A 17532-nucleotide genomic window follows, 5' to 3' on the forward strand; every position below is an offset into this window, starting at 1 on the left:
CCGCTCGGTCAGCGGCCGAACACCTCCAGCTCCGCCAGCTGCAGGCGGTGGTAGCCGGCCCCCGACTCGTCGGGTGAAGGACGTCCGAGCGTGTGCGTGCGCAGACGCACGTACCGACCGTTCCCTTCGACCTCGTAGCCCAGCGGCCGGCTGCCGTCGGTGGCCTGGCCGACCAGCGACCGCACCGTACGCCACGTGGTCCCGTCGTCGGAGACCTCGAGGTCGAAGTCGAGCGGGAAGTTCGCGCCGCTCGTGCCCCGTCCGTCGCCCGGGACCTCGGTGCGCGGGTAGACCCAGACGCTCCCCAGGTCGCGTGGGGCACCGAGGTCGACGGTGACCCACTCCTCGGACGCGGGGACGGTGCTCCACGGGTCGCTCGTGTAGCCCTTCGACGCCGGCGTGCTCTCGCGGACGCCGTCGGTGAGGTTGGCCGCAGACCACCCGCAGCAGCTCAGCGTCCGACGCGCGGTGACCGGTCGCCCTGCCGCGAGGTTGCCGGCCTGGTCGGGCACCTGCGGGGCACGGTCGAGCGCGACCTGGTCGAGCTGGAAGCGTCCGCCCCAGGCCCCCGAGCTGCTCCCACGGAACGCGACCTCGAGCCCCGTCACTGAGGTCGGCGTCCACTCGCGGAGGTCGATCTCCACCTTCGTCCACTGGTTGGGCGTGATCCGGACGACCTTCTCGTACGGCTCCGCGCCCTCACCGGTCGCACGCACGCGCACATCCGACACACTTCCTCCGCCGCCGTACGCGTTGACGTAGGCCAGGAGGCTCGTCGCGTCGCCGACCACGATCGGAGACGACGGCGTCACTGCCACGCTCCGCCACGCGTCGGCCGGCCGGCCTGCGTCCGGGCTCGCCTCGAGGGCGCCCGTCCCCAGCCGCGGTCCGCCGGGCCCGTTCGCGAAGGAGCGCACCGACTCGACCGTCGCCGTCCCCTCGCCGGCGGTCCAGCCGTCGAGCCCGCCCTCGAAGTTGAAGAGCAGGTCCATGCCGTCCGGCAGGCACGCCTCGCCGGAGGCGTCGGCGGAGCACCCCGGCCCGCGCAGGTACGCCTCTCCGCGGACGCGGCCGACGAAGGCGCCGTCGGCGTACGCGTCCAGGACGACGCGGCCGGTGGCGCTCGCACCGTCCGTCGCGGTGAGGGCGAGGGTGGCGGTGGCCGTGCCGTCGGCAGGCACGGTGAACACCCGCTCGTCGGCGAGCGTCCATCCGTCGGGGACCGTCACCGGCCGGAGCTCGACGCTCGCCGCGCGGCTGGTGCTCAGATTGCGCAGCGGCAGGCTGAGCGTGGCGGACTCGCGGGCGGTGACCACGCGCGGCGCGACGGTCAGCGTGCCGATCTCGACCGGCGCCTCCACCACCGCCTCGACGGTGAACGGGTGGTCGACCTCGATGCCCTTCACCTCGTACGACACGGTGCCGGGGATGACGACGGGGCCGAGCTCCTGCGTCTTCGCGACCGACACCTCGACGCGTGCCGTGGCGGTGGACCTCGGCGCGATCCGCGCCGGGAGAGCCTCCACGGTCCGCATGCCCCAGCCGTCCGGCGCGTCGAACGCGAGGCCGTCGGTGGAGAGCGCCGTACGCCCGGTGTTCTCGACGCGCACCTCGACCGTCGCCGTCTCGCCCGGCAGCAGCCGCCCCGCGGCCGTCGCGGCGACCGTCACGCCGTTCGCACGCGAGACCTCCGGCGCCAGGAGACGCGCCACCCGGTCGACCAGCGGACGGAGGGTGGCGTACCCCTCGTCGCTGAGGGACCCCCGACGGTTCTCCCAGGCGACCGCGGCCGCCAGCAGGTTCGTGAGGCGCAGCGCCACCGCTGTCGCCTCGTCCGCGGCCTCGTCCTTGCCCTTGAGCCGCAGCGCCGACGCCACCCGCACGGAGGCGTCGGCCGCCGTGGTCGCCGCACGGATGCGGAGACGACCGGCGGACGAGAGGTCGCCGCTGCGCTGGAGCCGGTCGACCTCGGCGCGGACGGCCGCGAGCCCCGCCTCCGCGCGGCGCAGCGCGCCGGCAGTGCGGTCGACGACGAGCTCGTAGGAGCCGGAGCCCAGTGTCACGACCGCGTCCTTGCCCACCGTCTTCACGTCTCGTACACCCGGGCGGTCTGCGGCGTGGCCGAGCTCGCGTCCCGTCCCCTCCAGCACGTCCTCGGCGGCGGCAGCCGGCACGCGGACCTCGGCCGTCGCACCGACCGGCACGGTGACTCGCTGGACGAGCCCGCCGTCGCGGTGGAACCAGTGGGTCGACGCGTCGCCCCGCGGCGTCCGGATCGTCGCGCGCGCCTCGTCGAGCTCGGCGTGCAGCTCGGGGTCGACGCGGAGGTGGTCGTACCCCCTCGAGCCCGCGGTCTGCCCGAGGCCGGCGACCCGGTCGTACAGCCAGGCGTCGATCGAGCTGAACATCGGGTGGTTCAGCGACGACACGCCCCGCCAGTCCTCCCAGATCGTGCCCGGCCCGTTCGCGAGCATGTAGCCCCAGCCGGGGTACTCCTCGTTGCGCACCACGTCGAGCACGAGGTCCGAGCGACCGTACGCGGCGAGCGCCTCCGGGATGTACTTGATGCCGGGCAGGCCACCGGTGAAGTGGCCGTCCTTCGCCTCGACCTGCGCGACGAGCGTCGCGAGGACGTCCTTCTCACGCCCGTCGGGGACGACGCCGAGCAGCAGCGGGAAGGCGTTCGAGAACTGGCTCGGGCCGTACGTCGCGTCGACGCCGTCGAAGTAGCGGGCGTTGATCGCGTCCCGGACCTGGGCAGCGCGGGTGCGGAAGCGCGTGGCGTCGGCGTCGTGGCCGGTCTGCGTCGCCATCGCGGTCATCTCGCGGAGCACCCAGAAGTAGAACGCGCTCCGGAAGAGCGTCCCGTCGGTGCTCTCGACGGCGACCCAGTCCTGGCCCCACTGCTGCGAGGGACGAGTGACGAGCCCGCCGTCGGTCGTGGTCTCGACGTACGCGATCCAGCGCGCCATCGAGCCGTAGTGCGTGGAGACGACGCGCTCGTCGCCGTACGTGCGCTGGAGGTAGCCCGGGATGAGCACGGTCGCCGCGGCCCACGCCGGGTCGGAGCGGTTCTGCCAGCCGGAGGTCGGCTCGACCGGAACGATGTCCGGGACCTGGCCGTCCGGGCGCTGCGCGTCGGACATGTCGCTCACGAACTTCTCGTAGAACGACTGCATGTCGAGGTTGTTGACGAGCGCCTCGGCAGCGATGTGCGCGTCGGCCATCCACCCCCGCTTCTCGCGGGTCGGGGTGTCCTCAGGGATGCCGTGCAGCCCGTTGAGCTGTGTCTGGACGTTGGCGGCGTGGAGCTTGTCGAGCATCGCGTCGGAGCTGTCGAAGGTCCCGGTCCGCGCGACGTCGTTGTGGATCTCCTGCGCGACCAGCGTCGTCGCGGACGGCGCCTCGGTCAGTCCGCTGACCTCGACCCACCGGAACCCGGCGTAGACGAACCGCGGCTGCCAGTCGACGGCACCCGCGCCCGCGGCCGTGTACGTGCTCGTCTGCGCGGCACCGATCACGCTGTTGTCGACGCGGCCGCCATTGAGGCGCTCGCCGTGCTTGATGGTCACCTTCGCCGCGGCGGGAAGCGTCGCACGCAGGCGGGTCCAGCCGGACATGTTCGTGCCGAAGTCGAAGACGTACACGCCGGCCGCAGGGTTGGTGACGGCCACCGCCTCGTGGCTGCGGGTCACACGCATCGGTTCGTACTGTGCCGAGGTCAGGGTGCCGAGCCCGCCGGCGACGACGGTCGCTGCGCTCCAGGTCGAGGCGTCGTACGCGGGCTCGTCCCAGCCCGCGACCTCGCGGCGCGCGTCGTACGTCTCGCCGTTGAAGCGGTTCGCGCGGACGACGGGACCGGCGTGCGAGGTCCAGCCCTCGTCCGTGCGGAGCGTCGTCGTCGCGCCGTCGGCGGTGGTGACCCGCAGCAGCGCGAGCACGTCGGAGTCCTCGCCGATCTGCAGCCCGAGCACGTTGCGGCCGTCCTCGACCAGGTCGGTCACGTCGTACGTGCGGTAGAGCGAGCGGACTCGGCTGTCGACCGGCTCGCCCTGAAGTCGGTCGTCACCGACGCGCTTCCCGTTGAGCGTGGCCTCGTAGATGCCGCGCGCGAGGCCGAAGTTCTGCTCGCAGCAGATGCCCTGGCCGTCCGGCCCGCGCTCGAAGCTCCCCCGGCCCGCGACGTACAGGCGGGCGTTCGTGACGGAGCCGCCGACGTCGCCGCTGCCTCGCAGGTAGCTGCCACCGGCGGCCGTCGACGCGGGTGAGATCCACCGGGCGCCGTCCCAGTCGGCGGCGTCGAGCAGGCCGGTCTCGAAGCGCGCCGGCTCGCTCCACGGCGTCAGGCGCCCGGCCGCGTCCCACACCCGGACGCGCCAGTGGTACGCGGTCGCGCTGGTGAGGGCCGGCCCGTCGTAGGCAATGCCGAAGCTCTTCGCGGACGACGTCTTGCCGGTGTCCCACGCGTCCGCCTTGCCCGCGTCCAGCAGCGACGCCGTGCTGGCCACCTCCACCTCGTACGCCGACTGCGCCTGGTCGCGGACGTCGGAGCTGAGGATCCACGACAGCCGCGGGCGGGCTGCGTCGACGCCGAGCGGTGCGGGCTGGTTCTCGACCTCGAGACCGCCGACGCTCACGGGCGAGCGATCCGGTCGGCTGCTCGCCGACGCCGCGTCGGCGGCCGGGGCGCCCAGGCTGGTGACCGCGAGCGCCAGTCCGGCGGCCACGACCACCACCTTGCGAGACGCGGAGGACAGGACGGCTCTGGTCGCGCTCACGGCAGCTCCCGGGGTCATGGCGTTGAATCGATTCAACTCCGTGCCCGTTGAAAATATGAGCCACGTCACACGCTGGTCAAGACTGCGGGCGCGGGGTGACCGGTTCCGGCCACGCGCCTCGCGTCCCCGATTTGTGCAGTTGGACAAGGAATCCGGTGCAGAGTTCCTTGTCTTATCGCACAAATCGGGGACGGAGCCTCCGCGTCAGTCGGTCTCGTCCAGCGTCGCCGGGAGGCCCTGCTGCGGCGCGAGCTCGCTGCGCTTCGGCAACCAGCCCCAGCCCGACGCCCAGTTCGGGTGCGGCAGCGCGAGGCCGGGCAGGACGAAGCTCGACTTCGCGAGGTCCAGCGTGTACGTCGACGCCGTGGTGTCGACGTTGCGGACCCGACCGTTCGCCGCCGCGACGACGACCACGCCGAGACGGTGTCCCTTCTTCACGAGAGCGTCGTCCGGGTCGAGCGTGACCGTCACGTCGTGCGTGCCGGCACCGTCCAGCCGCGCCCAGCCGCGACCGAGCACCTGCAGCGGCGTCGTCCCGACGTTGCGCGCCATCGTGAAGTAGCAGGCGTCGTCAGCGGCCGTCGACGCTCCCACACAGGTCTCGGTCGTCGTCGTGGATGCGCCGTCGCCGGTGGTGAGGACACGCTCGGCCTCGCCGTAGTCGACGAGCATGACCCCGACCTGCCCGGTCGGCACCTGCGTCGTCACTCGCAGCTTCGCGACCATCGATCCGCTCATCCGGGCGTCGGTCAGCAGCGGCGTGGTCGCGTACAGGAGCCGGTTGGGGTTCTCGCCCTCGGCGACGGCGGCGTTCTCGCGCTGGCTCGGTGAGTTGACCCAGCTCGCCGTCGCCCTCTCGACCGGCCGCGCGAGGGCGCCGTCGGCCTGCGGGCGGAGCGTCGTGGTCGTCAGCCGGACGGGCCACGTGTACGAGTCGACCCAGTGGTTCGGGGCGGTCTCCACCTTCACGCGCGGCTCGAGGAGGATCGTGTTCCTGATCCCCATCAGCTCATGGTCGAACCACCGGTGCAGCGTCCTGACCCACTCGTCGCGGTCGATGTCGAACGGGTCGACGTGCCCGACGCGGCTCAGCCACATCTTGCGCGTGACGCCGGCCTTGCCCAGCGCGTCCCACCAGGTGGAGAAGTGACGCGTCTTGACGTTCGTGTCCTGCAGCCCGTGGTAGATGAAGACGCTCGCCTTCACCTTCTCGGCGCTGAGCTCGACCGAGTCTCGATAGTTCCGCTCGTCCCAGAACGCGTTGTGCTCGCCGGTCTCGTCGGCGTCCTCGTCGTTCATCCGCTGGTAGGTGGCCGAGCAGTCCTGCGGCTGCGTGCGGTTGTCGTCGACGCGGCTCGCCAGCCCGCTGGAGTAGTTCCAGCTGTACGGCAGGCCCTGCGAGCGGCTGTAGTCGTACCAGGAGCTGATCGCGCTCACCGGGACGATCGTCTCCAGACCCTTCACGCCCGTGGCGGCGACGCCGTTGGCGATCGTGCCGTCGTAGCTCTTCCCGATCATGCCGGTCTTGCCGGTGGACCAGTCGGCCTCGACCGGGTTGCCGGCCGCGTCGACGGCCTCGGCGTTGCCGTTGAGCCACTCGACCACGGCCTTGATCGAGCCGATGTCGGACTTGCCGCCGGTGTCGACGCAACCGGTCGAGCGCGAGGTGCCGGCGACGTCGGCGGCGACGTACGCGTAGCCGCGCGGAACGAAGTAGTTGTCGTAGAAGAGCGGGAACTTGTCGAGGTTGCCTGCCGCGTCGAAGGTCTTGCACTCGGACTCGTTGCCGCGGCACAGGCTCGTGTAGTAGGGGCTCGCATCCATGACGACAGGCACGTCCACGCCCGTCGCGTCGAGCTCGCGGGGACGCACGATGTCGGCGGCGATCTTGTCCTTCTCCCCGTCGCCGTCGAAGTCGGGAGCGATGACCCAGACGGTCTCGCGGATCGCGTCGGCGTAGCTGTAGACCGGGGAGGAGACTCCCCCGGACAGCACGTACGGCTTCGGGGCAGGGGCGGCGGTCGCGGTCGCGGTGGTGCCCGCGACCAGCGCCGTACCGGTGAGGGTGAGGGTCAGCAGGACGCCGACGGCGGTTCGGGATCTGCGAGTCGGATGCATGGCCGGAGTCTCGCGCAGGGTCGCGGACCCGGCAATCCGTCACGTCGCCGATCGCGGCTGGGGGCCATGATGGCGGCATGAGACTTGCCTACGGCTGCATGGGGCTCGGGTCCGCGACGCCGACGCCGAAGAGCGACGAGGTGGACCGGGCCGACGCGGCCGTCACGACGGCGTACGAGATCGGGATCCGGCTCTTCGACCACGCCGACATCTATGGCGGCGGAAGTGCCGAGACGGCGTTCGGGCAGGTCCTGGCCCGTCACCCGGGGCTGCGCGAGGAGCTGGAGATCCAGACGAAGTGCGGCATCGTGATCGGCGGCGCTGAGGGCGGCAACGCGTACGACCTCTCGCAGGAGCACGTCCTCGCCTCGGTCGACGGAAGTCTCGACCGGCTCGGCATCGACCACGTCGACCGGCTCCTGCTGCACCGTCCGGACCCGCTCACCTCGCCGACCGCGATCGCCGACACGTTCGACGCGCTCGCAGCCGCCGGCACCGTCCGCGCCTTCGGCGTCTCCAACATGGACGCGGCCCAGATCGCTCACCTCCGGACCGCCGTACGCCGTCCGGTCGACGTCAACCAGGTCGAGCTCGGCCTGCACCACCGCGACCTTCTCGAGGCCGGCGTCCTCGTGAACCACCCGGACGCGACGGCGTACGCACCCGTGGCGGGCACGCTCGACTACTGCGCGGACCACGCGATCACTGTCCAGGCGTACGGTCCGCTGGCTCAGGGCCGCTTCACGGGTCAGCCGCGTGGAGCGGAGGACGAGGCGACGGCTCGTCTCGTCGACCGGTACGCCACCGCGCTCGGCGCCACGCCCGAGGCTGTCGTCCTCGGCTGGCTCCTCAAGCACCCCTCCGAGATCGTCGCCGTGATCGGGACGACCGACCCCGGCCGCATCCGGGCCTGCGCCACCGCGGAGCAGGTCGCCGAGGCGATGACGCGGGACCAGTGGTGGTCCCTGTGGACCGCCGCGCGTGGTAAGCCAATGCCGTGACCGCGATCCCTCAGCTGCTCCAGCCGAACCTCGTCCACCACTTCTACGCCGGCGGTGCCCGCATCGCCGCCCTCCGGGGCCTCCCGCCCGTCGAACGGTGCCCGGAGGAGTGGGTCGGCGCGACCGTCTCGCGTGCCGACTCCGAGACCGTCGGACTGGCCCGTACGGTCGCCGGCGACCTGGTGCGCGACCTCGTCGCCGCCGATCCCGAGGGCTGGGTCGGGGCGGCGTCGGTCAGCGCAGCAAGCACGGCAGCGGTCCCGCCCGGAGACACAGGCATCCTGCTGAAGCTGCTCGACGCCGGCCAGCGGCTGCCGGTGCACGTCCACCCCGACCGCGCGTTCGCGTCCCGCCACCTCGACTGCCCGTACGGCAAGACCGAGGCGTGGCTCGTGCTGGACGCGTCCGACGACGCCGCCGTTTACCTGGGCTGGAGCACCGACGTCGATCCCGACGAGCTCGCCGCGCGGCGCGACGCGCAGGACAGCGACTGGCTGCTCGGGCACCTCCACCGCATCCCGGTCCGGCCCGGCGACGGCTTCCTCGTCCCCGCCGGCACACCGCACGCGATCGGCGAGGGCGTGTTCGTCGCGGAGATCCAGGAGCCGACCGACTTCTCGATCCTCCTCGAGTGGTCGATCACCACGTCGACCCGTGACGAGTCGCACCTCGACCTCGGGTTCGACCTGGCGATGGAGGCGGTGGCGACGACGTCGCTCGACGCGACCGACCTCGAACGCCTCACCGTGCACCACGACCTGACCGCCCGCGGTCCCGCACCGGTCCCGCTGCTGCCGGAGGGCGGCGACCCGTTCTTCCGCCTCCACCTCCTCGCGGCACGTCCCGGCGATGCACCGGAGGTGCCCGCCGGGTTCGCCGCGCTCGTCGTCCTGTCGGGCACGGGCGTGATCGAGGGCGCCACCTCCGTACCCGTCGGCGGCGGGCAGTCCCTGGTCGTCCCAGCGGCGTTCGGCCCCTGGCGGCTGTCCGGCGATGCCCGGGTGCTCGTGGCGCGGCCCGGGGAGAGGTGGCGCGGCACGCCCGAAAGGCGCATCGTGGGGTGATGCCGTCACGCAGCGCCGCGCTCCTCGCGTCCGCGGCGCTGCTTGCCGTCATCCCAATGCCGGGGTCCGTGGCGGGTGCGACCGGCGTCGTCACCGAAGCCGCACCGGCCGCGCCCGAAGCTGCCCGGGCTGTCGACACCGTCCGGCTCGACGGCGTCACCGTGCGTCTGCGCGCAGGGACGCGCCAGGTGGTGACGGTCAACCGCACGCGGTCCTACCGCGCCCGCGTCACCTACTGGGTCCTGCGCGACGGACGGTGGACGATCAAGCGGCGGACGGCGAACGGTCGGATCGGGTACGGCGGGCTGGTCGCCGCGTCCAAGCGCAAGCAGTCGACCGGGACCACCCCTCTCGGCACCTTCGCGATGACGGAGGCGTTCGGGATCCGGGCGCACCCCAGCGGCGCCACCCTGCCGTACCGGAAGGTCCGCAAGGGCGACTACTGGGTGCAGGACAACCGCTCGGCGTACTACAACACCCTGCGCAACAAGCGCGCCGGTGGATTCCGGTGGTGGCTTCCGGGGTCGAGCCGCAACGCCTCCGAACGCCTGCGCGACTACCGCCGCGAGTACGTCTGGTCGATCGTCATCGACTTCAACCGGCCCCCGAACGCGGTGCGCTACCGGGGTTCGGGCATCTTCCTCCACGCCAACGGGAAGGGTGCGACCGCAGGTTGTGTGTCCGTTCCGCCCCGCTTTATGCGGTTTGTCCTAAACCGGCTCCGTGCCGACCGAGCTCCGGTGACAGCGATCGGACGGTAATCAGCGTTTCAATCTGACGGGTCCGGGAACCTCCACTAGCGTCGAAGTAGTGCGGCGAGCCGCCGCACCTTATAAGCCTGGGTCCCCCGGCCTGGGAGAACGGAGTGAAGCATGGCTTTTCTTCTTTGGATCCTCGCGGTCGTCCTCGTGGTGGCCGGAATCGTCGCACTCGTGCGTCGCCAGTTCCTCTGGGGCGTCGTCCTCATCATCGTCGGCCTCCTGGTCGGCCCCGGCGGCGTGAGCGTGTTCGGTTAACCGATAGACGCGTAGGCTGACGGCATGGAGCTCGTGATCCTTGTCGTCATCGCCGCGATCGCCCTGTACCTGGTCAGCGACCGTCGCAAGACGAAGGCGCGTGAGAGCGCCGAGCTCGCTGACCAGGTCGCGGCGGTCCGCAAGACCGCGTTCGAGGATGTCACCGCTCTCGGAGAAGAGCTCCAGCGCCTCGACGCAGACCTGATCGGCATCCCCCTCGACGAGGGCGCGCAAGCCGACTACCAGCGGGCGCTCGACGCGTACGAGTCCGCGAAGTACGCAGTCGACCGGCTGGAGAAGCCGGAAGAAGTCCGGCACGTGACCGAGATCCTCGAGGACGGACGCTACGCCATGGCGTGCGTCCAGGCCCGAGTCCTCAACAGCCCCCTCCCCGCGAAGCGGCCGATGTGCTTCTTCGACCCGCGCCACGGTCTCTCCGTCGAGGACGTCGAGTACGCCCCTGACAACGGCACCGTTCGCGAGGTCCCCGCATGCGCCCTCGACGCCGAGCGCGTCAAGGCTGGCGCCGAGCCCGACACCCGCAAGGTGATGGTCGGCCCGCAGCGCGTCCCGTACTGGCAGGGCGGTCCTGCGTACGCCCCGTACGCAGCCGGATACTTCTCGGCGTTCGCCTTCATGCCCGCCCTGTTCATGGGCACGATGCTCGGCGGCGTGTTCGCCGGTGACGCCGGGCTCGACCCGAGCGCGTACGGCGACGGCAGCGAGGGCGGCGACGCCGGTGGTGATGCCGGTGGCGACGGCGGCGGCGACGGTGGAGGTGATGCCGGCGGTGATGGTGGCGGTGGCGGCGACTGGGGTGGCGGCGACGGCGGAGGCGGCTTCGACTTCGGCGGCTTCGATTTCTGAGAAGGTCGCCTACCTGCTGCGGGCGGTCAACGTCGGCGGCAACAAGGTGCCGATGGCCGAGCTGCGCACGCTCGCGGCCGACCTCGGAGCCGACGACGTCGAGACCTACGTCAACTCCGGCAACCTCGTCTGCGTCCCACCGGGCGACGCGGACGACTTCGGCACCGCGCTCGTCGAGGGCATCTCGGAGCGCATGGGCGTGACGACGGACGCCATCGCGCGGACGGCGGCCGAGCTGCGCGCCGCACGCGACGCGTTCCCGTACGACGTCCACGAATCCAAGTTCTGCTACGTCTGGTTCCTCGCTGCCGCCCCGTCCTCCGAGGCAAAGAGCGCCGTCGAGGCGTACGACTTCGGTCCTGAGCGCGTCGCGCTGATCGGCCAGGACCTGCACATCTGGTACGCCGACGGTGCCGGCCGGAGCGCGATCACCGCGACGCGGCTGCACCGGCTGTGCGGAGTCACCGGCACCGGGCGCAACCTTCGTACGGTCGAAAAGCTCGCCGCGATGGCGGAGTGACGCGTCGTCCGTCTCCTCACACGTCGGCGACGGCCGCCGCGCTTGCCGGCGGTGCCCCGATGTTCTCGACGGGCTCGTCCACCGACGGCTCCGAGGTGATCTGCGCGCGCACGATGCGGTCGAGCCTGAACCAGCGGATGCCTTCCCGCTCGCGGCAGCGGGCCACGAGGTACCAGTGGTCGCGGGTGAAGGCGAGGATCTGTGGGTCCACCCGACGGTCGGACACCACGCCCTCGCCGCCGCGATAGCGGAGCGACAGGACGCGCTTGTCGCGCAGCGACTGCTCGACCGCACGTCGGGTCCGCGCATCGGCGTCGACAGTGGCGTGATCGATCCAGATGCGCTCGGTCAGCGCGGCGGTCCGCAGGCGCGCCTGCGGGTCCATGACCCCGAGTACCTTGACGAGCGCGGCGCGCGCCTGGTCGTCGAAGGGCTGACCTCGGTGCGCGGCGATCGCGGCTGCGAGCCCGGACGCCTCGGCGTCGGTGAAGTTGACCGGTGGCAGCGTGGCCGCCGGGTCGACGACGTAGCGGCCGGTGCGGCCGAGGCGTGCCCAGATCGGGAACCCCGAGTGCTGCAGCGCTGCAACGTCGCGCTTGATCGTCCGCGTGCTCACCTCGTACGTCGTTGCCAGCTGCTCGGCGGTGCGGCCTTGCGTGCCGGCGCGCCGCAGCTCCTCGCGGATCGCGTAGAGCCGGTCGGTGCGGTTCACCGCTAAATGGTGACACAACGATGACAGAGCCGTGGTCGAGGATGGAGGCATGACCTCCCACTCACCCGTTCTCCTGCTCAGCGGTGCCGGGCTCCCCGCCTGGATCTGGGACGAGACGCGCGACCTCCTCGCCCTGCGCGAGACCGTCGTCGCTCCCCGTCCCGGCACCGGCGACGCCCCCTTGTCCGACTACGTCGACGCCGCGCTGCGGTCCGCGCCCTGGGAGCGTTTCGCCGTCGTCGCCCACTCGTCGGGCGGCGTCATCGGCGCGGAGCTCGCCCGCCGGGCCCCGCACCGGGTCACCGCGCTGCTCGCGGTGTGCGCCGTGGTCCCACGACCGGGCGCGTCCTTCGTCGCGTCGATGCCGTTCCCGCAGCGCCACGTGCTCAGCCTCGCCATGCGATTCGCGGGCACTCGGCCGCCGGACAGCGCCATCCGACGCGGGGTCGCCGCCGGCCTGGACGACGCGACGGCCGCTCGCATCGTCGCGGACTTCGCGCCCGAGTCGGTCGACCTCTACCGGGGCAGGGTCGGTCGAGCACCGCTGACCCAGCCGCGGGCGTACGTCACGACGACCCACGACCGCGAGCTCTCGCCCGCGCTCCAGGCCAGGTTCGCCGGCAACCTCGCGCCGTCGTGGCGCGGCAACCTCGGTGCGGGCCACCTGCCGATGCTCGAGGACGCACAGGGCGTCTCCCGCGCCGTCACAACCTTCCTTGCGGGTCCGCCTCAGCTCAGCTGACGCAGCCGGATGGTCTCCGGCAGCGTGCCGAGCGCGGTGAGCGTCTCCGGCTCGAGCTGCTTGTCGATGTCGGTGAGGACGTAACCGATGTCGCCGCGGGTCCCGAGCGTCTGTCCGTCGATGTTGACGCCGTGGTCGCCGAGGACGACGTTGATGGCCGACAGCACGCCCGGCACGTTGTGGTGGATGTGCACGAGGCGGTGGTGCTCCCCGTACGAGGGGAGCTGGAGGTGCGGCAGGTTCGGGGAGAGATCCGTCGATCCCTCGGCGAGGTAGGAGTGCAGCTTGCCGGCGACGAAACGACCGATGTCCTGCTGCGCCTCCATCGTCGACCCGCCGACGTGCGGCGTGAGGATGACGTTGGGGAGACCACGCAGGTCGGACTCGAACGGGTCGCCCTGCTTCTTGGGCTCGACCGGGAAGACGTCGACAGCGGCTCCGGCGATGTGGCCCGACTCGATGTGCGCGCGCAGCGCCTTCGTGTCCACGAGGATGCCGCGCGACAGGTTGAGGAACAACGACCGCGGCTTCATCCGGGCGAACTCGGCAGCGCCGAACAGGCCCGCGTTGCCGGGACGACCGTCCACGTGGAGCGTGACGACGTCGACGGTCTCGAGGAGCTCGTCGATCGTGGCGCAGCGCTTGGCGTTGCCGAGCGCGAGCTTGTCGGCGATGTCGAAGTAGAACACCTGCATGCCGAGCGCCTCGGCCACGACCGACAGCTGGCTGCCGATGTTGCCGTAGCCGACGATGCCGAGCTTGCGGCCGCGGATCTCGTGGCTGCCCTGGGCGGACTTGTTCCAGACCCCCGCGTGCATGTCGTTGGTCTTCTCGTGGAGACGGCGGGCGAGCGAGATGATCTCGCCGATCGCGAGCTCGACGACCGAGCGGGTGTTGGAGTACGGCGCGTTGAAGACCGCGACGCCGCGCTGGGCGGCGGCCTTGAGGTCGATCTGGTTGGTGCCGATGCAGAAGGCACCGATCGAGAGCAGGTCGGGGGCGCTCGCGAGGACGCGTTCGGTGACGTACGTCGTGGAGCGGATGCCGAGCAGGTGCACGCCCTGCACGGCCTCGACCAGGTCGTCCTCACCGAGGGCGCCCTTGCGGGTCTCGACCTGGTAGCCCTGGGCGCGCAGGAACTCGGCGCCGTCCTCGTGGATGTTCTCCAGCAGCAGGACGCGGATGTCGCCGTCACCGAGGGGCGGCGTGCTCACGGGAAGATCAGCAGTCATGGTGTAGAGCGTCTGGGTCGTCACGGGCTCACTCTCCTGGTCAGGTCGCACCACCTCGGAGGTGGCGGTCGACCCAGGGCCCAGGCGAACGGTCCCGCGGTCTTTGCTGTGGTGTCGCTCCCTGGTGGTCGACCCACCTGAACGCCAGTCGCGACGGGTTCAGTGTAGGCCGCAACGCCAGCAGCGACGAACCCGTTCCGCCGCCCGGACGGGCGGCGCCGGGTCGAGCGTGCGGGTCAGGCGTCGATCGCCGCGAGGAACTCCGGCGGCGGGGTGCCCGGGATGTGCGCGAGCCGGACCTGGCCGCGCGAGACGAGCTTGCCCTCGGCGTTGGTCGTCTCGATCTCCCAGAGCTGCGTCGTACGCCCCTGGTGGATCGGGGTCGCGACGCTCCGCAGCGTCTCTCCCGAGCGAGCCTGGCGCAGGAAGTCGGTGTTGTTGTTGACGCCGACGACGAGGCCCTGGTCGCGCAGCCAGGCCTGTGCGCCGATGCTGGCCGTGCTCTCGTTGACGGCACAGTGCACGCCACCGTGGACGATCCCGAACGGCTGCAGGTGCTGCGGGCCCACCGTCCAGGTGGCGACGACGCTGCCGCCGCTCACTTCTTCGTACCGGAAGCCGAGGACGCCGCCGAGGCCCGAATCCATCTGTGCATCAGTCACCCGACGAGTGTGACCGTCCGCACTTGGCAGACCATACCCCCCAGGGGTATCGTTTCGGTATGGACACCCACGCACCGGGCTACAGCGCCGACAAGGCCGCCGTTCTCAAGCGACTCAAGCGCGTCGAGGGGCAGGTCCGCGGCCTGCAACGCATGGTCGAGGAGGACACGTACTGCATCGACGTCCTCACCCAGGTCTCCGCCGCGACGAAGGCGCTCGAGTCCGTCGCGCTGACCCTGCTCGACGAGCACCTCGCGCACTGCGTCCACGACGCGATCGCCTCGGGGGACGGCGCCGAGGCGAAGATCGCCGAGGCCTCCGCCGCCATCGCCCGCCTCGTCCGTTCGTGACTCGCGATCCTGACTCGCGATCCTGACCAGAAGGAGACCCTCATGAAGAAGACCTACTCCGTCACAGGGATGACCTGCGGCCACTGCGCCGGCGCGGTCACCGAGGAAATCGGGGCGATCGAGGGCGTGCAGGCGGTCGAGATCGACCTCGTCGCCGGCGGCACGTCGTCGGTGCACGTGACGAGCGACGCTCCGATCGACGACACGGCCGTCGCTGCGGCAGTCGACGAAGCCGGGAGCTACCAGGTCGTCGACGCATGACCCTTCAGTCGCACGAGCTGGAGATCGGCGGCATGACGTGCGCCTCGTGCGCCGCACGCGTCGAGAAGAAGCTCAACAAGCTCGACGGTGTCGAGGCGAGCGTCAACTTCGCCACCGAGCGCGCGTACGTCTCCGCACCGGCCTTCGTCGACGTGGCGGACCTCGTCGCGACGGTGGAGCGCACCGGCTACTCCGCGGCACCCGTGCACGAGGCGGACCCGGAGGGTGACCGCGAGCCCGAGGACGACCCCGAGCTCGCCGAGCTGCGTCAGCGCCTGCTGATCTCGGCCGTCCTCGCCGCACCGGTCCTCGTCTTGTCGATGGTGCCGGCGTGGCAGTTCGACAACTGGCAGTGGCTCTCGCTCACCCTCGCCGCGCCGGTCGCCGTGTGGGGCGCGTGGCCCTTCCACCGCGCCGCGTGGATCAACGCCCGCCACGGTGCCGCCACGATGGACACCCTGATCTCGATCGGCGTCGCGGCGGCGTTCGGGTGGTCGGTGTACGCACTGTTCTGGGGGCACGCCGGCGTCACCGGCATGACCATGGAGATCTCCTGGTTCAGCCAGGGTTCCGGCGCGGACGAGATCTATCTCGAGGTGGCGAGCGCCGTCACCGTCTTCATCCTCCTCGGCCGCTTCCTCGAGCAGCGCGCCAAGCGCGACTCGGGTGCGGCCCTGCGAGCCCTCCTCGCGCTCGGCGCCAAGGACGTCGTGGTCCTCCGCGAGGGACGTGAGGTGGAGATCCCGGTCGCCGAGCTCGGTGTGGGCGACGTCTTCGTCGTACGCCCCGGCGACAAGGTCGCGACCGACGGCGACGTCGTCTCGGGCTCCGCCTCGGTCGACCTGTCGATGCTCACCGGCGAGAGCGTGCCGGTCGACGTCGGTGCGGGCGACCGCGTCGTCGGCGGCACCGTCGCCGCCGGCGGCCGCCTGATGGTGAGCGCCACCGCCGTCGGCGGGCAGACGCAGCTCGCGCAGATGGCACGCCTGGTCGAGAGCGCGCAGAGCGGCAAGGCGCCCGTCCAGCGACTCGCCGACCGCATCTCGGCCGTCTTCGTCCCGGTCGTCCTCGTGCTGGCCGTGCTCACGTGGATCGGCTGGATGGTCACCGGCGGAACGGCCACCGAGGCGTTCACGGCCGCTGTGGCGGTGCTCATCATCGCCTGCCCCTGCGCCCTCGGCCTCGCGACGCCGACCGCGCTCCTGGCCGGAACCGGCCGCGGCGCCCAGCGCGGGATCCTCGTGAAGGGCCCGGAGGTCCTCGAGTCGACCCGCCGCATCGACACGATCGTGCTCGACAAGACCGGCACCGTCACCGAGGGCGCGATGCACGTCGCCGCCGTGACGACCGCACCCGGGTTCGACGAGCAGGAGCTGCTGCGCCTCGCCGGCGCGGTCGAGGCGGCCTCCGAGCACCCGCTCGGCCGGGCGGTGGCCGAGGCCGCTCGTGCCGCGACGTCGGACGGAGACCTGCCGAAGGTCGACCGGTTCACCGCCTCCACCGGGCTCGGGGTCGCCGGCACCGTCGACGGTCGGTCGGTCCGCGTCGGCCGGCTCGCCTGGCTCGTCGACCACGGCGCGTGGCCGTCGACGTCGCTGCCGCCGGTCGACCCGGCGACCACGCCGGTCCACGTCGCCGTCGACGGTGTCGTACGCGGTGTCGTGGCGGTCGCCGACCGTGTGAAGCCGACGTCGGCCGAGGCGATCACGCGACTGCGTGGCCTCGGCCTCGACCCCGTGCTCCTCACCGGTGACCGCCAGTCCGTCGCCGAGGCGGTCGCCGGCGAGGTCGGCATCACCGAGGTCGTCGCCGAGGTGATGCCCGAGGGCAAGGCGGCCGTGATCGCCGAGCTCCAGGCGCGCGGTCGTACGGTCGCGATGGTCGGTGACGGCGTGAACGACGCGCCGGCGCTCGCCGCCGCCGATCTCGGCATCGCGATGGGGACGGGCGCGGACGTCGCCATCGAGGCCTCCGACCTGACGCTCGTCCGTGGCGACCTTCTGCTCACCGCCGACGCGATCGCGCTGTCCCGGGCGACGCTGCGGACGATCAAGCAGAACCTCGGCTGGGCGTTCGGCTACAACGTCGCGGCGATCCCGCTCGCCGCGGCCGGCTTCCTCAACCCGCTGATCGCCGGTGCCGCGATGGCGGCGAGCTCGGTGCTCGTGGTCACGAACTCGCTGCGGCTGCGGAGCCTTTGAGCGGGGGG

Annotated in this window: 15 protein-coding genes and 1 riboswitch; of the genes, 10 read left to right on the forward strand and 5 right to left on the reverse strand. The window is 71.7% G+C overall.

Annotated features, from left to right (window positions below; genetic code table 11):
- Positions 1–8: 8 nt before the first annotated feature.
- Together AB3M34_RS21155 and AB3M34_RS21160 are read right to left on the reverse strand one after the other, a co-directional pair.
- Positions 9–4778: a family 78 glycoside hydrolase catalytic domain gene (locus AB3M34_RS21155; protein ID WP_370616836.1), complete on the reverse strand. Its 4770-nt coding sequence runs from the start codon at positions 4776–4778 to the stop codon at positions 9–11.
- Positions 4779–4982: 204 nt separating this feature from the next.
- A complete protein-coding gene (locus AB3M34_RS21160; protein WP_370616837.1) occupies positions 4983–6896 on the reverse strand; it encodes a CocE/NonD family hydrolase in 1914 nt (637 codons plus the stop codon).
- Positions 6897–6973: 77 nt separating this feature from the next.
- Between AB3M34_RS21160 and AB3M34_RS21165 the strand changes: the two genes are divergently transcribed.
- The 6 genes from AB3M34_RS21165 (at position 6974) to AB3M34_RS21190 (ending at position 11364) form a co-directional block, all read left to right on the forward strand.
- The gene (locus AB3M34_RS21165) at positions 6974–7897 is read left to right on the forward strand and encodes an aldo/keto reductase (RefSeq protein ID WP_370616838.1); all 924 of its coding nucleotides are present in this window, start codon (positions 6974–6976) and stop codon (positions 7895–7897) included.
- A complete protein-coding gene (locus AB3M34_RS21170; protein ID WP_370616839.1) occupies positions 7894–8961 on the forward strand; it encodes a class I mannose-6-phosphate isomerase in 1068 nt (355 codons plus the stop codon). The genes AB3M34_RS21165 and AB3M34_RS21170 overlap by 4 nt, the downstream gene beginning before the upstream one ends.
- Positions 8961–9722, forward strand: coding sequence for a L,D-transpeptidase family protein (locus AB3M34_RS21175; RefSeq protein ID WP_370616840.1), 762 nt, complete (start codon positions 8961–8963; stop codon positions 9720–9722). The genes AB3M34_RS21170 and AB3M34_RS21175 overlap by 1 nt, the downstream gene beginning before the upstream one ends.
- Before the next feature lie 111 nt (positions 9723–9833).
- Positions 9834–9977, forward strand: a complete 144-nt coding sequence (locus AB3M34_RS21180; RefSeq protein WP_370616841.1) for a GPGG-motif small membrane protein — start codon at positions 9834–9836, stop codon at positions 9975–9977.
- Positions 9978–10001: 24 nt separating this feature from the next.
- Positions 10002–10844, forward strand: coding sequence for a hypothetical protein (locus AB3M34_RS21185; RefSeq protein WP_370616842.1), 843 nt, complete (start codon positions 10002–10004; stop codon positions 10842–10844).
- Positions 10771–11364 carry a DUF1697 domain-containing protein gene (locus AB3M34_RS21190; RefSeq protein WP_370620087.1) on the forward strand — a complete coding sequence of 198 codons (594 nt, stop codon included), beginning with the start codon at positions 10771–10773 and terminating at the stop codon, positions 11362–11364. Before AB3M34_RS21185 ends, AB3M34_RS21190 begins: the two co-directional genes overlap by 74 nt.
- 16 nt (positions 11365–11380) lie before the next feature.
- Here AB3M34_RS21190 and AB3M34_RS21195 read toward each other — a convergent pair whose 3' ends face one another.
- Entirely contained in the window at positions 11381–12076 is a 696-nt protein-coding gene (locus AB3M34_RS21195; RefSeq protein WP_370616843.1) for a helix-turn-helix transcriptional regulator, read from the reverse strand.
- Positions 12077–12125: 49 nt separating this feature from the next.
- Here AB3M34_RS21195 and AB3M34_RS21200 point away from each other — a divergent pair, with 49 nt between their 5' ends.
- Complete coding sequence (locus AB3M34_RS21200; RefSeq protein WP_370616844.1) at positions 12126–12818, forward strand: alpha/beta fold hydrolase; 693 nt, start codon at positions 12126–12128, stop codon at positions 12816–12818.
- Here AB3M34_RS21200 and serA read toward each other — a convergent pair.
- Positions 12806–14002, reverse strand: coding sequence for a phosphoglycerate dehydrogenase (serA, locus tag AB3M34_RS21205; protein WP_370620089.1), 1197 nt, complete (start codon positions 14000–14002; stop codon positions 12806–12808). The two genes, AB3M34_RS21200 and serA, sit on opposite strands and share 13 nt — an antisense overlap.
- A 119-nt stretch (positions 14003–14121) precedes the next feature.
- Positions 14122–14212: riboswitch (ZMP/ZTP riboswitch) on the reverse strand.
- A 74-nt stretch (positions 14213–14286) separates the two neighbouring features.
- Positions 14287–14712 (reverse strand): PaaI family thioesterase, encoded by a 426-nt coding sequence (locus AB3M34_RS21210; protein WP_370616845.1) that lies wholly within the window; start codon positions 14710–14712, stop codon positions 14287–14289.
- 59 nt (positions 14713–14771) lie between these two features.
- Here AB3M34_RS21210 and AB3M34_RS21215 point away from each other — a divergent pair, with 59 nt between their 5' ends.
- From AB3M34_RS21215 to AB3M34_RS21225, 3 genes are read left to right on the forward strand one after another with little or no spacing between them, the layout of a single operon-like run.
- On the forward strand, positions 14772–15062 hold the full coding sequence (locus AB3M34_RS21215; RefSeq protein ID WP_370616846.1) for a metal-sensitive transcriptional regulator: 291 nt from the start codon (positions 14772–14774) through the stop codon (positions 15060–15062).
- Between the two features lie 42 nt (positions 15063–15104).
- Entirely contained in the window at positions 15105–15323 is a 219-nt protein-coding gene (locus AB3M34_RS21220; protein ID WP_370616847.1) for a heavy-metal-associated domain-containing protein, read from the forward strand.
- Positions 15320–17524: a heavy metal translocating P-type ATPase gene (locus tag AB3M34_RS21225; protein WP_370616848.1), complete on the forward strand. Its 2205-nt coding sequence runs from the start codon at positions 15320–15322 to the stop codon at positions 17522–17524. The genes AB3M34_RS21220 and AB3M34_RS21225 overlap by 4 nt, the downstream gene beginning before the upstream one ends.
- Positions 17525–17532: the final 8 nt, after the last annotated feature.

Source organism: Mumia sp. Pv4-285 (genome assembly GCF_041320275.1).
Classification (GTDB): domain Bacteria; phylum Actinomycetota; class Actinomycetes; order Propionibacteriales; family Nocardioidaceae; genus Mumia; species Mumia qirimensis.